Annotated in this window: 10 protein-coding genes and 1 pseudogene; 7 read left to right on the top strand and 4 right to left on the bottom strand. The window is 45.6% G+C overall.

Annotation, left to right across the window (positions count from 1 at the left end; genetic code table 11):
- Nucleotides 1-24 precede the first annotated feature (24 nt).
- Complete coding sequence (locus tag BGO59_RS30350; protein ID WP_293690484.1) at nt 25-1,878, bottom strand: M61 family metallopeptidase; 1,854 nt, start codon at nt 1,876-1,878, stop codon at nt 25-27.
- 197 nt (nt 1,879-2,075) lie between these two features.
- Here BGO59_RS30350 and BGO59_RS30345 point away from each other — a divergent pair, with 197 nt between their 5' ends.
- From BGO59_RS30345 to BGO59_RS30330, 4 genes and pseudogenes are all read left to right on the top strand, one after another.
- Nucleotides 2,076-5,114: a tetratricopeptide repeat protein gene (locus BGO59_RS30345; protein WP_293690483.1), complete on the top strand. Its 3,039-nt coding sequence runs from the start codon at nt 2,076-2,078 to the stop codon at nt 5,112-5,114.
- Between the two features lie 101 nt (nt 5,115-5,215).
- Complete coding sequence (locus tag BGO59_RS30340) at nt 5,216-6,892, top strand: TonB-dependent receptor (protein WP_293690481.1); 1,677 nt, start codon at nt 5,216-5,218, stop codon at nt 6,890-6,892.
- Between the two features lie 21 nt (nt 6,893-6,913).
- Nucleotides 6,914-8,095 carry an SPOR domain-containing protein gene (locus tag BGO59_RS30335; protein ID WP_293690479.1) on the top strand — a complete coding sequence of 394 codons (1,182 nt, stop codon included), beginning with the start codon at nt 6,914-6,916 and terminating at the stop codon, nt 8,093-8,095.
- 1,100 nt (nt 8,096-9,195) lie between these two features.
- Nucleotides 9,196-9,453: pseudogene (locus tag BGO59_RS30330) on the top strand (helix-turn-helix domain-containing protein); the annotation flags it as partial.
- A 71-nt stretch (nt 9,454-9,524) separates the two neighbouring features.
- On the opposite strand, the gene BGO59_RS30325 reads toward BGO59_RS30330, so the two are convergent.
- Nucleotides 9,525-10,067: an ImmA/IrrE family metallo-endopeptidase gene (locus tag BGO59_RS30325; RefSeq protein ID WP_293690477.1), complete on the bottom strand. Its 543-nt coding sequence runs from the start codon at nt 10,065-10,067 to the stop codon at nt 9,525-9,527.
- Entirely contained in the window at nt 10,064-10,405 is a 342-nt protein-coding gene (locus BGO59_RS30320) for a helix-turn-helix transcriptional regulator (RefSeq protein WP_293690475.1), read from the bottom strand. The genes BGO59_RS30325 and BGO59_RS30320 overlap by 4 nt, the downstream gene beginning before the upstream one ends.
- A 126-nt stretch (nt 10,406-10,531) precedes the next feature.
- Between BGO59_RS30320 and BGO59_RS30315 the strand changes: the two genes are divergently transcribed.
- From BGO59_RS30315 to BGO59_RS30305, 3 genes are all read left to right on the top strand, one after another.
- Nucleotides 10,532-10,753, top strand: a complete 222-nt coding sequence (locus tag BGO59_RS30315) for a DUF2188 domain-containing protein (RefSeq protein WP_293690473.1) — start codon at nt 10,532-10,534, stop codon at nt 10,751-10,753.
- 65 nt (nt 10,754-10,818) lie between these two features.
- Complete coding sequence (locus BGO59_RS30310) at nt 10,819-11,577, top strand: hypothetical protein (RefSeq protein ID WP_293690471.1); 759 nt, start codon at nt 10,819-10,821, stop codon at nt 11,575-11,577.
- A gap of 8 nt (nt 11,578-11,585) precedes the next feature.
- Complete coding sequence (locus BGO59_RS30305) at nt 11,586-12,791, top strand: hypothetical protein (protein WP_293690469.1); 1,206 nt, start codon at nt 11,586-11,588, stop codon at nt 12,789-12,791.
- Between the two features lie 479 nt (nt 12,792-13,270).
- On the opposite strand, the gene BGO59_RS30300 is transcribed toward BGO59_RS30305, so the two are convergent.
- The gene (locus tag BGO59_RS30300; RefSeq protein WP_293690467.1) at nt 13,271-14,227 is read right to left on the bottom strand and encodes a hypothetical protein; all 957 of its coding nucleotides are present in this window, start codon (nt 14,225-14,227) and stop codon (nt 13,271-13,273) included.
- Nucleotides 14,228-14,560 lie beyond the last annotated feature (333 nt).

The raw sequence follows: 14,560 nt of genomic DNA, 5'->3' as shown, positions 1-14,560 counted from the left end.
CCGCCGATGCGGTTCAATGACCGTCTACTTAATAAACAACCACTTATTATACAAAGCCTTTTGAGCGGGTGTTTGGCTAGTGAGTGGCTCCAGACGGTAGCTAACCAGTGGATTTTGCGATAGGGTAATAGGGATTTCACGCAGAAAGCCCGCCCGGTTTACGAGCACCTTGATCGTTTCGCCTACCCGACGGCCACTAATATGCCGGAGCAGGTCATCCCCTACCCGAACGCTATCAATCGAAATGACTTCATCGCCCACATTCAATCCGCCCGTGTACGCAGCCGACCCACGACGAACACTCGTAATGGTCGATTTGCCATTGGCCGGGCTAACCCCTGCGCCCAGAAAACCATCCTGAGTTTTCGAGGCTACATTTACTAATTGCATGCCTACAGGCTCAAAATAGGCGTTGTAGTTGATCGGATCAGCTGTATTGACAGCCGTCGTAAAGAAATCGTCGAGTTTGCGACCTGCCATCTGTTCAGCCGCCTGCCGGAATTCAGCATCCGTAAAGCCGCGTTTCTGCTTTTTGTAGTACTCATTGTACAGAAACCGCATCAGGTCGTCCATGCTACGTTCGCCGTTGCTCCCGGCCAGGATCGCCAGATTCAGGAGTGTTCCCAACACGCTGCCTTTGCTGTAATACGAAATGGTCGTATTAGCGGAGTTTTCGTTGGGCCGATACCCTTTAATCCATGCATCCCAGCTCGACTCGGCCACCGACTGCACCCGTACACCCGGCTGATTTTCAATCACGGTTATGTCGTTTGCCACAATAGTCAGGTAGGCTTCTGGCGTATGAAAGCCCGCCCGACGCAGAATATTATCTTCATAAAATGACGTACAACCCTCTGATAACCAGAGCATGTGCGTGTAATTTTCGTTCTCGTAGTCGAACGGTCCCAGCGCGATTGGGCGGATGCGTTTTACGTTCCAGAGGTGAAAATATTCGTGAGCTACCAGCGTCATGAATCCTTTATAGTTCGATTCGGTCGCGTAAGCATTCCGGGTGGTTTCGAGCGTAGTTGAGTTAAGGTGTTCAAGCCCACCTCCTCCCGGCGGAATGTGATGCACAATAAAGGTGTAATGCGTACAGGGATGTTCACCCACCACCGTAGCAGCCGCTTCACAGACCCGCTTGTAATCGGCAGCAAGTCGTTTTTCGTCATACTCAACATCGCCAAACATCGCTACGGTATGCGGAATGCCCGAAGCTGTGAACGTAAATGTTTTCTGGTTGCCAATTTCAATCGGCGAATCGACCAGCCGATCAAAGTCCGGGGCTTCAAACGTGAATTTTTCGCCCGAAACAGGTTCTAGCCCCGTCGAGACCATTGTCCAGGTTTTGTAGGGCTGAACAACCACCCGAAGCGGAATCGTTTTCAGCGCGTCGTGGTACATGAACATCCCGGCCGGGGTCACATACCCATGATCGGCATCGACAAAATTGGTTCGTACGGTAAGCTCGTTGGCATATACCCGGTAGCGAATAGTCAGGTTGTCTTCGCCCGTGTATACCCGCCAGGAATTTTTACGGATTTTTTCACTTGGGACAGCCTTTCCTCCCGCCGAAACGGTAAAGGCTTCCACATTTTTGGCGTATTCCCGAATCAGATACGAACCCGGTGTCCAGACCGGCATTTTGATGTCGATATAGCCGTTTTTCTTCGCATTGGTCGCAGCCGCTACATTCTTCAACTGCATTTCAACATCGAAATAGTGTGTTTGTGGTTCGGGCATCGAGAGCACGTAAGTAACACTTGGCGTTACGGCAGGCGGAGTTTCATCGGATACTAAAGTCGTCGCTGTTGATGATCGTGGGGTAAAAAATGTCCAGATAGTAAGTAAATACAGAAGCCGGGCGTTTTTTTTCATACGGAAAGAGAGATACCTTCGTTTTTTGTCCAGAATAGACCTGATATTTGTCAATTTATCAGCGAAACTACGACTCAATTCAGATAATAAATAGTTTCCAGATTATTGTTTCAAGTACAATGTTTCAAGTTGCTGGCGTAAAATCGTTTGATACATACGTCATCTGGCGCTTGAAATCTGAACTTTACTTTTCATTTATGCCCTACACAAGCTCCCAAATCAGTCACCGTTTGCTTTACCTACTGATCTTTGGGGTATTTTTGACACGTACCGTATCGGCACAGCGAACCCAAAGCTATGCAGAGCCAGATTACCACTATCGGAATGGGCTGGAGCTTTTCGAAAAAGCCAACTATGCTGCCTCCCGTTACGAATTCCGCCAATACCTGGAACCTCGACGGGGCGACGGATCTCAAACCCTGCTCAACACGGGCGACCAAAACGCGGTCGAAGCCGAATATTACGTTGCCCTGACCAGTTTGTATATCGACGAGCCAGGGGCTGAGTTGCTGGTGGATCGGTTCGTTAAAAATCATAGCGAACACCCCAAAGCCGGGCAGCTCTATGGCGATCTGGGTACGTACTACTTCAATCGGCAGGATTACGCTAAAGCCATCGATTTTCTGGAAAAAGCGGTAGCTCAGGGCGGAAGCAATACCCAACAAACAACGTATAAATACCAGCTAGCCCTCTCCTACTACAATACGCAGGATTTACAGCATGCATTGCCCTTGCTGAACGAGGTGAAGCTCGACCCCAGCTTTGCCAATGCACCAGCCGCTTCCTACTATGCCGGGGTCATTAATTTCCGGAATCGGAACTACAACGAAGCCGTTTCTGACTTCCGTCGGATCGAAAAAAATCCGACCTATCAGAACGAGGTGCCGAACTGGATTGCCCAATCCCTTTATAAACAACGCCGGTACGACGATCTGCTGGCCTACACCGAACCTCTGCTCAAACGATCCAACAATTCGCTGCTTAGTGAAGTGGCTCTGTTTACTGCTGAAGTATTTTACCAGCAAAATCAGTTTGCCCGCGCTATTCCGTACTACAAACAGTATATCAGTGCTGTAGGGGCCAAAGCACCGGCTGCGGTTAAGTTCCGGTATGGCCAATCCTTATTTCGGACGGGAGCTTATGCCGATGCCATTACGCAGTTGAAACCCCTGGCGGGTGGTAAAGACACCACCGCGCAATACGCAGCTTATACCCTCGGTGTGAGCTACTTACAGACGCAGAACCCAACCTACGCGCTAAATGCCTTCGATCAGGCTGGGCGACTGTCGTTCAATAAGGATATTCAGGAAGAAGCCCGGTTTACGCACGCCAAACTGCAACTGGATCAGAACAATGGAGCCGATGCGGTTAAAGAACTGACGGCATTCCTGAAGCAATATCCCGGCAGTAAGTTTGAGAATGAAGCCAATGAACTGACCGGAGAGGCTTACTCAGCATCGAACAATTACCCGGCCGCCATCGCCTATATTGAAAGCCTGAAACGTCGAACACCGAAAATCAACGCCACCTACCAGCGACTAACCTATAACCAGGGCGTCAATGATTTTAACGCTGAACGATATCCTCAGGCCGTTGCGAATCTGGATAAGTCGCTCAAATACCCAGTCGACAATGAGTTGCAACAGGCTGCCCAGTTCTGGAAAGCCGAATCGTATTCGGCTGGTAAACAATATGATACAGCTATTCCCCTGTATGCCAGTATCGCCAAATCGGGTTCGGGAGCGTATGCAACCAAAAGCCTGTATGGGCTGGGCTATGCGTATTACAACAAAAAAGACTACACCCGTGCCCTCCCCTATTTCCGGGATTTTGTGAGTCGCGGAAGCGATGCCGACAACCGGGAACAGGTTCAGGATGCTACCATCCGGCTAGCCGATAGCTATTTTGCGGGTAAGCAATACGAGAGTGCCATGCGCTATTACGACCAGGCCATTGCACAAAATGCACCCGACAAAGACTATGCAGCCTATCAGAAAGCGGTCATCCTGAGTTATGTGGGTCGCGATGCCGAAGCCAAAGCGCAATTCGACCAGGTACAACGTCAATTCCCAAACTCGCGCTTTGTCGATGAATCGCTACTGCAAAAAGCCAACGTCGATTTCGAACGGGGAGCTTATCAGGTTGCTATTCAGGGCTATACCAAACTCATACAGGATAAGCCCAACAGTTCGCTTATCCCAGCCGCTTTATTAAAACGGGCCATCGCCTATGGCAATATCCAGCAATACGACCCCGCCATTGCCGACTACAAACGTATTCTGGATAATTATGGCAATTCGGAACAGGCGCAAAGTGCCCTGCTAGGCATTCAGAATACATTAAATGATGCTGGTCGGCCGGAAGAGTTCTCGCAGGTACTGGGTCAGTACAAAAAAGGGAACCCGGGCAGTAGCGACGTAGAGCGGGTACAGTTCGAAAATGCCAAGGATATTTATGCCAGTGGGAAATACCCGCAGGCCATTCAGTCGTTGCTGTCGTTTATGCAGGAGTATCCAGCCAGCCCAAACACCAACGAAGCCCGGTACTACCTGGCCGAATCGTACCGGCAAACGGATGATGCAGGGAACGCACTTCGGTATTACAACCTGATCATCAACGACAACCGTTCGGATTATCTGGTTCGGGCAGCTACCCGAGCAGCCGATCTGGAGTCAAAACAGAAAAATTACCCTCGTGCCATTCGGAATTACCAGATTATCATGGCCAGAGCCAATGGGAAAGCTGAGCAGGTTGCCGCTCAGTTGGGTATGATGGATACCTACTTCGTTTACCCAAAACTTGATTCGGCGGCTATCCTGGCCCGCGAGGTTCTGACGGCGGGTAACGTCGTTCCCGGCGCTCAAAATCGGGCACAGCTGATGCTGGGTAAAGTAGCTTTCGGCAAAGGTGACTACAAAACGGCACAGTCTGATTTTGAGAAAACCATCGCTCTAGCCAAGGACGTTAATGGAGCTGAAGCCCAATATTACCTCGGCGCTATCCTGAACAAGCAGAAAAAATACAAAGAGTCGACAACGACTCTTCTGAAATTTAACGAGCAGTTTGGCGATTTCGAATACTGGAAAGGCAAAGCGTTCATCCTGGTTTCCGACAATAATGTTGCCCTCGACGAAGTTGCCCAGGCCAAAGCCGTTCTGAATTCGATCATCGAAAACTCATCCGATCAAGCCATCATTACCGAAGCGAAACAAAAACTGGCCGCTCTGGAAAAATAAAGAGTGAAAAAGCGAAAGAGTGAACGAGCGAACTCATCCGATAGGTTTTCGCTTCAGCCCTCCACTCTTTCGCTCGTTCACTCTTTCGCTCTTTCACTATTATGCAAATACGAAACATACTTCTTCTAACCTGCCTTTCAACAACGCTTTTTGCTCAGCAGCCAAAGCCAACCCGCCCGACCAAAGAAGGCGAAGTCGATAGTCAGGAAATTACGGTCGAGAAGAGCCGTAAAATTGAACTGCCTCCTGCCAATCGGGTTTTCAACAAGATCCCCTCCGTAAAACCTTCGGCCGAACAGCGGAGACTAACCTATGAATTTGAGGATCGAAAACTAACTGTTGGTGATCCTCGCATCAACCCAACAATACTGCCTCCGGCTACAGGCCAGGCCGACGATACACCAGCCTACAGCAACTACGTTAAATTGGGGGCCGGAAATTACAGCTCGTTTCTGGGCGAAGGGTTTGTAGGCATCAATAACCTGTCGAATCTGGCACTGGAAGGCTCTGTTCGGCATTTATCATCCGGGTTGGGGCCGGTGGATGGTAAGAATTCGTCGCAGAGTGATACACGCGTACGGGTAACGGGTAAGTACCTCGCCGATGCTTTCAAGCTCCAGGCCGACCTTGGTTTCGACCGGAATGCGTACAATTTTTACGGATATAGTCGCGAATACGCCACCCAATCCAGCTTCAACCCCGATCAGATCAAGCAGCGACTGAATACGATCAACTTTAAGCTGGGTATTGAAAACGCAAATTCGGATAACGCCATCGACTATTCGCTCCGAACAGGCATTACCTCGTTACGAGACCGCTTCAATGCATCCGAAACCGACTGGGGAACCAATCTGAATGCTTCGCTCGGCATCTCCGACAATGTTTTCGCCCTGGTGTCTGCCGATGCTTACCTAACCCAGCGGTCGGATGGTAATATTGTGGACAATCGAAATCTGTTCCGGGTGAAGCCTACTTTTAAATACACCTCCCCGCTGTTTACGCTGACAGTTGGCGTCAATGCGGTCAACCAGACCGATCAGCGACAGAATATCAACGACACCCGCGCCTTCCCTGTGGCCAATATTGACGTCACTCCTGTTGGAAACATCCATATTTTTGGGGGTGTCGACGGTGATATTAACCGAAACACGCTGCGTTCGTTACTAGCTGAGAATAAGTGGCTTGCTCCACAAGTTCTATTGGCTAACACTGTTAAGTCGCTGGATATTTACGGAGGATCGAAGGGTACATTGGGAGGTGGTTTTTCGTACGAAGGTAAAGTGTCGTATGCCCGTTACCGGAACTTCTCAACGTTTAACAACACGGCCCCCGACACGACCAAATTCTTTGTGCTTTATGATGGCGGCATTACCAATGTGCTTACCATTTCGGGGCAATTGGGCTACACGCTGAAAGACAAGTTCCGGTCTACCCTGAAAGCAGACTTTTTTAACTATGGACTGGATCGACTCGAAGCAGCCTGGGGCCGTCCGCGCACTACGGCTACCTGGACGAACTCGTATATTCTGAATAAAAAATTATTCGTTACGGCCGATTTGTACTTTTATGAGGGCATCCAGAATAAGAATATGGTGTCGGGGGTTGCCTACACCCTAAAACCGATTTATGATGCCAACCTGAAAATTGACTATTTCCTAGGGAAGCAGGTAGCAGCATTCGTTGCATTAAATAACATCTTCGGTCAGAATTACCAGCGGTATTTGTATTATCAAACACAAGGGCTTAACTTTCTCGGAGGAATTAGCTATTCATTCTAATCTGACCACCAACCGACAACTATGGCTTCCGTCAACGACTATCTTAAAAAGTTGCTGTATCAGTACGATTGCGTAGTTGTCCCCGAGTTAGGGGCTTTTCTGACCCACTATCAACCAGCTAGTTTTACGGAGGCCTCCGGCTTGTATTTGCCCCCCCGCAAACGGGTAGCGTTCAACGAGGCCCTTCGTCTGGACGATGGTATTCTGGCCAATTACATCATGCTGCATGAGCCCGTCACGCGCGAAGGTGCCCAGCGGCATATCAGCTCATTTGTCAATGAGCTCCGTCAGCAGGTCGAAACCACAGGTCGGTTCGAATTGGAAGGTATCGGTACGTTCACCTATAACGACGAGGGCCGCTTGCAGTTTGGCCCCAGTCTACGACATAACTTTTTTGGTGAATCCTATGGACTGAGCCCGGTATCAGTGCAGTCCGTCGCCAAACAGTCCCTGCAAGAATCCTCTATCGAAGCTGTTCCCGTCACAACCGCACTTGGTCCTGTAAAAGTCCAGGAAGACGTAACGCTAACCCCGTATCGTCCTTCCCGTCCTTACTGGCGTGTTGCGGCTATCGCTTTATTGGTAGGATCGCTGGGAGCGTTTAGTTACTTTTCCGTTTTGGAACCAGGACAACCGTTCCAGAGTAGCCTTGATCCGGCTAATTTATTTCGGTTTACGACCTGGCTAATGGATCGGCCAGCCAAAACGACAGAGGCAGTTCCTAAAGCTACTTCCGTCAAGAAACCAGCGCCTGCTCCCGTAGCACATGCTCAAATTGAACAAACAGCTTCGGTTAAGCCGGCTCCTGTAGAACCGACTCCCGTTTCGGTAAACGAGGTGACCACAAAACCAGAGCCAGCGCGTTCTTCTGATAATAAGGAGAAGCTAAGTGTAGCTACCGTTACGAAGGTCGAAGCCGTTGCAAAACCAGAAGTTGCCATAGCAACTGTAAAGCCGCAGCCTACAGGACCTCACTTTACGGTCATCGCTGGTGTTTTTCTGAGCAAGCAAAATGCTCTTCGCTTACGTCGTCAATTGCGCAAAGCAGGATATACAGATGCGTTTATCATTATGCCGGAAACTGGCGAAAAGGAACGCTATAAAGTGGCTGCCGCCGGTTCGGCCATCCGTTCAGAAGCCGTTGCGAAGATGGCCGCTATCGACTCACTAGCCGGAACCGAATCCTGGATTTTAAAGAATTAATACGCTTTTTTATAGTTCAAAAGATTAGCCAGTCCTTCCAGGGCTGGCTAATCTTTTACCCTAATTTAACTGACAATCAACCTATTTAGCCCAAACCAAATTATGACAACGTACTTCATGCAGGCGCTCAATGAAATAAAGCGCTTTTTAAACGATATACTTACTGGCCGAATTAAAGCGGATATTTCCTAACAGCCAGTCCATTTGCCCTATCATAAACTAAATCTGGCTATTGCCGATTCAAAAATTGCAACTTTGGTAATGCCCTTTACAAACTCTTCAATCTTGTTTTAACAACTCACGTTATACGAATAGACTATAAATTAATGCCTTACTCTATTGTTTCGATCTAAATAAATAATTAATCCCTATATGGGTTTGGTCAGCCCCACCCTGAAAATAGTTTGATTTTATATATTGAAAGTTGTATCCGAGATCCAGCCTTAAACCAGCAACCAGGCCGACACTTAACCCAAGAGTGAACGATAGGGATTGCTCCATTTCGGTACTCCGTCGTCCGAGTTGATAAGCCGATTCGGTATACGGAGAAAGTCGACCTGAGATAAATTGATAGCGAATGAGAGGACCTGCCGAGAGGACATTTTTATGTAGAACAGGTTCAGCCAATTCTGTAGTATACGAGCTAGTTAGACCAAGCAATAACCCATTGACGATATAATAACCTGCTGCGAGTTGTGTCGTATTCCTGGTCCCTAACAAGGGGCTAGGCCCGTGACCTACCTTTAAACCGAGTTGCCAGTCACCTTTAGCGAATAGCGGTTTGACTGGTCTCTTTTCCTGGGCGAACGTAGGCTGTATCTGAGCACACAAGAGAGAGCCAATTAAACAGATGTAAAACAGGATTTTCATAAGGAGTAAAGAGTTGTTTTTTTGCCTAACGGTACATTTCGAATTCCAGTATTTTGCTAACCGAATACTCAATATATTCCTGTTTAAAAAGGGCTGAGGCTGTAGCAAATTATCTGCCCTTCTACTTCGTTAGCGTAGCTGTCGTCACGGTAAATTTCAAATAGATTTTTGCCACAAAATGGGCAATATCTGATATTCATCATAGGCAAATCCATGTTGAATATGCCATCAGCATTTTTGCCAGCCTAGCTGAATTTGAACGAGAAATCATTCGAGAGCGTACAAAAGCAGGCTTGGCATCTGCTCGACGCCGAGGTAAAAAACTTGGAAGAAAAGAGGGACTGTCTGAAGAAGCCGAGCGTACTGCACTCGCTGCTGAAAGTCTTTATAGAGAAAATAAGTATTCGGTGCAAGAGATTGCCAAAAGACTAAGCATTTCCAAAACGACGTTGTACAAATACTTAAAGCATCGAGGCATTGAAATAGGTTAATAATGGCTATCCAAAAAAAGCTGCCTCAAAAATGAGACAGCTTTTTTTTGGATAGCAAAAAAATTATTTTACCAAACCAGTCCTAGATTTGATAAACGAAAACTCATTGCTTGCGGATTCACATCGAACTCTTTAGCCAGCAATTGAATTATATCATCTTTCTTAAAATCAAATTTGGTGTTGTTAAGGTAATTCATAACCAACTTTTCAGGCATTAATAGTGCAGCAGCAAAAGCATTAGCTTCTCTTTCTTGTAGATGTTCACCTGTTGATGATTTTGAATCCCTATATAAAATGGTAAAATACTGTGTAGGGGTATCAACGAATACTCCTGAGCGTTGATGCTGAAGTATGAAATGCCCCAATTCATGGGCAATCGTAAATCTACGTCTTTGATCGTTGTTATTATTATTCTTGTTGACCCCAATCGTTGCCTTGTCTCCTTCAAGTATTAATACTCCAGTAACATCTTCGCCAAAATCATAGGGGCTGATATTAACACCCTTTTTAGCCGCGATTAAATTAACATCAACGGGGGTTCTATAGCAACCAGTCTCCATTAGAACTTGCGTTGCCAATTCTTCTATCTGCTTTTGTCGTTTGCGATTCATGACGTTTCATTTATTTTATGCATGAACTGACTTACAATTTCTTTATAATCGCTATTCTCAACAGCTCTATTAACTTGGTCAGGATTTGACTTTTTATTTAAAATTAGTTCTTCATCTTTTGGCAATAATGCTACGACAGTCGTTCGTAAACATTCTGCTATCTGCCACAATAGATGTAAAGAGGGATGTTGACGTCCCTGTTCAATGTTGACGACTGAGGTTCGGCTTAAATGCAGTTTACTGGCCAATGCCGTCTGGTTTAGCCCAACTTCCGTACGTCTCTTCTTTATATTACTCCCAACTATTTCGTATAGGAGAGCCTGCTGTGTTTGATTCATTCCGTGAAAGTACTGAATAAAACCAATATGTCAAGTCATACTTGACAACTTTTTTTTCTCCAACTCTTTTGACATTCAATTTGTTTATTTAAATTTGCAATTATGTCAATTTTAACAAACATTAAAATGAGCAAAAACATTCACATCACCCCAAGAGAAAAAGGTTGGGCAGTTAAAATCGAGGGTAATCAAAAAGCCTCAAAGGTGCTGCCTACTCAACAGGAAGCAATTGAGGCTGGCCGTCAAAAAGCCAAAGACAACCATTCTGAGCTACTTATACATAGCAAGGATGGTAAGATTAATAGACGGGATTCGTTTGGGAACGACAACTTCCCACCACGTGGTTGAACATTGGGCATGCTGAGTGAACACTTTTGTTACTCAGCATTTTTTTTCCATAAGAGCTAAAAAAAATGAAACATCTTATTATTACCCTAATTTTTATTCTGTACGCTCTTGCGCCAGTAAGAGGTCAGCAACAAAATTCACCTGTTACCTTAGAGAGTCGTTTAATCAAGCTTGAGCAGGATAACAAATTGTTAAAAGATAGCTTAACAAGCTTAAGTTTAAAACATACAAAGCTGTCAAGTAAAATTAGCCCCTACGAGCCATATTTTGAAAATTTTAAATCCATTCTTTTGGCCTTTGGAGCAGCTACACTATTCGTTATTCTTTCTGCAATTTTTACCTACTACTTTAAAATAGACAAAAAGATCCAAGAAGCGGTAAATGAAAAAATAACTACAATATTTACTGATCGTAGAGCAGATTTTATTGCCTTATTAAAAGAGTATGACCATGAGCAGAGGGTAAAAAAAGCTCACAACATCGTCATGCTATCACATGCGAGCGGAAATGATAATTATCATTTTGATCTCTTTAAAAAGCATGGTTTTGCAGTATCAGCTCTTACTAATCTAGAGCAGCTTAGTGAAGCGACATTTACGCAAAATGATTGCATAATCATTAACAATGAAGGAGCCCATTGGCTTCCCGAGGAAGTAGAGGCTTTTATTGAAGCACATCCGAATTTGTGCTTTTATATAGGCAAAGGTCAAATACGGACTACAAGTAATGCTTCAACTCGATTTGCTGCAGCTAATATCCGCACTCAAGTTGTAGGCAATTTCATTAACCTACTTAAATACCATTCACAGACCAATCAAAACTAATTCACGCCATGTCTAGAAAATCTAGTTTTAATGAATTTCTTGCCAACATCCGATTAACCAAATCACAAAGAGATGACCTGATCATGGGTCATAAAACTCTAACTAGGCGGTTAAATAATGATGAGGAGCTTTCTTCCGTAATTGTTAGTACCTTTTTACAAGGGAGTTACAGACGAGCAACAGCCGTCAAGCCAAAAAATAACAAACGGGCTGATGTTGATATTATAGTAGTCACTACGCTTAACAAGGATGAGTTAACTCCAGAAGAGGCAATTAATAAGTTTGAACCCTTTGTTAAGAAATACTATGATGGCAAGTATAAAATCAATGGGCGTTCGATTGGCATAAAACTGTCCTATGTTGATCTGGATATAGTTATAACGTCTGCACCCTCTGAAGCTGCCCAGAAAGAACTTAGGGCTGAAAGTGTAACGACTGAATTCTCTTTAGAAGACCTTAATAACGACTGGAGGCTCGTTAATAGTTGGGCAGAGCCAAATCACCGAAGTTATTGGTCTTCTCTATTCGAACAATCCGTACGAAATGCTGTAGAATGGAAATCTGAACCATTATGGATTCCAGACCGTGATGCAAAATGTTGGGTTCAAACAAACCCTTTGGAGCAAATCCGCTGGACAAGAGATAAAAACAAAAATACGAATACCCATTTTATAAATGTCGTCAAAGCAATTAAGTGGTGGCGAACATCCAAACTTACTGATCTAAAATATCCTAAAGGATACCCAATCGAACATATGGTTGGCGATTGCTGTCCAGACAATATTACATCTGTTGAAGAAGGTATTGTTAAAACACTTGAAGGTATTGTTACTATATATTCAATTGATCGCATTTTAGAGAGAACCCCTATCTTATGGGATCGAGGAGTTGATGATCATAACGTATGGAAACGAGTAGATCCAGAAGATTTTGTAGCATTTTATGACTATGTAAAGGATGCAGCAAAAACCGCACGCAAGGCTTTTGATTCTGTTAAAGAAACGGATTGGCATGATAACTGGCGGAAGCTTTTCGGATCTGAATTTCCGCCCGTATCCGAAGAACAAGCTCGAGCTGAAAGCCTTGCTGATAAATCCAACGCATTAAGATCTGGCCAAGCAAAGGTAGGTCAGAATGTAAATATAGTTTTTGGAGGTTCTGGTGTATCTGTACCAAAAGAACGTAATCACTACGATGATAAAAGCCTCCTATAATGAAGGTTATTCGAAGTTCGAACAATTTGTACAGATCGAATTAATCAAAGAAAAGTTTCCCCACTGTCGAATCCAAAGGAGTGGGGAAACTATAATTGTAGATTTCAAGATCTCCGACCCAGACCTGTCATCTGTTTACAGGGTATGTATCTTTTTCAAATCGCAGCGTGAACATAAGGTATTTGTTATAAGTCCAGGCATTACCCCTTCGATAGCAATTCATATGTATAGGGATCAAAGTTTATGCCTATACTACCCTCCTGATATTTCTCCCTTTCGTAGATTATGGATTGCGTTAGATTTAATACCATTGACTGTTTCATGGGTTTTTCTCTACGAGCGTTGGCTCATAAATGGACATATTTGGGAAGGAGCAGAATCTCCCGAGCACTGGTGGCTGATGAAAAAATATGAGGCTAATCAATAAGTCCATATTCTTATTTAATTTTCAATTCATTGATAACCCCATCGGCTAATATTCAAAAAACTGGAAACTTGTGTATCTTATCATCATCCGCCAAGCGAACGCCTAAATCCCGTAGGTATTCAATCGTTTGTTTAATGTTCGAATGCCGAGCCTGCTGGCGAACCAGTTCAATATCTTTGGTAGCCGTCCAAAGCGCGATCGCGCCGGTGTGCTTCCAGGAATACATATCGTGACCGCTATCCTCGAGTTTCATTTTCTCCAGTACTTTGACATGCCGCCGATAAAAGAATTTCGGCCCCACCATCACTGGTCCCGGCGTACCAGATTGAGAAAAGACGAAGTAATGCCCTGGAAAGTCACGGATCTTTTGCTGCTGGATGAGCTGCTCTAGAGGTAATGGTATATCAACGTAATCGCCTTCGTTGGTTTTATCGTTATCACCCGACACGTAAATCACTTTTGTCCGCACGTCACGCACCCGGAGCCGGCGCAGCTCCTCATGGGGACGCATCAGCGTATAGTACATCCAGCGGCAGAAGGTTAGTAAATTATCCAGTCCTAATTTCTCGCAGGCCTCACGGTACTGCTTTGGCTGAGGAAGCGAATACGACTGGTGTTTGTTCTGCACAAAGGGAAGCATCCTCACGTCCTCATCTTCAAAGGGATTACCCTGTTTTTTGAGCTTTTTGGAGCGGTCGAGCTTGGCAAAATAATTAAAGAACGTGCCGCAGGCCCCTTTGATATTATTACGGGTGCGGTTAGACACCCCATCGACGGTGATCAGCTCGTTTAAGAATTCATTCACGTCGGCTACTTCCAGCTTGTCCAGTACCAGATTGCCCCGCCGGTGGCGTTCCAGATACCCCAGCAGTTTCATCACGCCCGTCCGGTAGGACTTAAACGTATTAGCGGCTAAGGCCTTTTTACAAAATGCGATGTAGATATGAGCCGCTTTGGCAATGGGTAGCGAAGGAGTGATTTCAATATCGGCTCCGGGCTTAGGCGTCACCCTGAGTTCAGGAAGGCCCTGTGGCCGAGTGCCGACCCAGACCTTTCAGGCCATTTCCTTTAGGGCTTTGATGATCCACTCGGCCTTGGCCAGCCGGATCTCGACCGTTGGCCCGGTGATAGTCACCCGTTTGCGAACGATCTTATTATCATCGTACTACCAGACCCCGTAAACGACGGCCCACTGTCTGGACAAATCATTGTCGGTGGGTTTGGACAGCCTGGGCTCTTTCCAGGGAAATTCACCCAGCTCAAAATCGCCAATCTTGGTTTTGTCCAATTCGTTTTGCCACGATTTTGGATCAAGGACAATACTTGTGGAGCAACTTGGATT

Source organism: Spirosoma sp. 48-14, from assembly GCF_001898575.1.
Taxonomy (GTDB): Bacteria; Bacteroidota; Bacteroidia; order Cytophagales; family Spirosomataceae; genus Spirosoma.
The sequence above is the reverse complement of the archived record's forward strand: the minus strand, read 5'-3'. Positions and strand labels throughout refer to the sequence as shown.

What these genes read in the sequence shown, in the direction of transcription:
- BGO59_RS30350 (WP_293690484.1), bottom strand. Translation starts at nt 1,878, where the DNA reads ATGAAAAAAAACGCCCGGCTTCTGTATTTACTTACTATCTGGACATTT.
- BGO59_RS30345 (WP_293690483.1), top strand. Translation starts at nt 2,076, where the DNA reads ATGCCCTACACAAGCTCCCAAATCAGTCACCGTTTGCTTTACCTACTG.
- BGO59_RS30340 (WP_293690481.1), top strand. Translation starts at nt 5,216, where the DNA reads ATGCAAATACGAAACATACTTCTTCTAACCTGCCTTTCAACAACGCTT.
- BGO59_RS30335 (WP_293690479.1), top strand. Translation starts at nt 6,914, where the DNA reads ATGGCTTCCGTCAACGACTATCTTAAAAAGTTGCTGTATCAGTACGAT.
- BGO59_RS30325 (WP_293690477.1), bottom strand. Translation starts at nt 10,067, where the DNA reads ATGAATCGCAAACGACAAAAGCAGATAGAAGAATTGGCAACGCAAGTT.
- BGO59_RS30320 (WP_293690475.1), bottom strand. Translation starts at nt 10,405, where the DNA reads ATGAATCAAACACAGCAGGCTCTCCTATACGAAATAGTTGGGAGTAAT.
- BGO59_RS30315 (WP_293690473.1), top strand. Translation starts at nt 10,532, where the DNA reads ATGAGCAAAAACATTCACATCACCCCAAGAGAAAAAGGTTGGGCAGTT.
- BGO59_RS30310 (WP_293690471.1), top strand. Translation starts at nt 10,819, where the DNA reads ATGAAACATCTTATTATTACCCTAATTTTTATTCTGTACGCTCTTGCG.
- BGO59_RS30305 (WP_293690469.1), top strand. Translation starts at nt 11,586, where the DNA reads ATGTCTAGAAAATCTAGTTTTAATGAATTTCTTGCCAACATCCGATTA.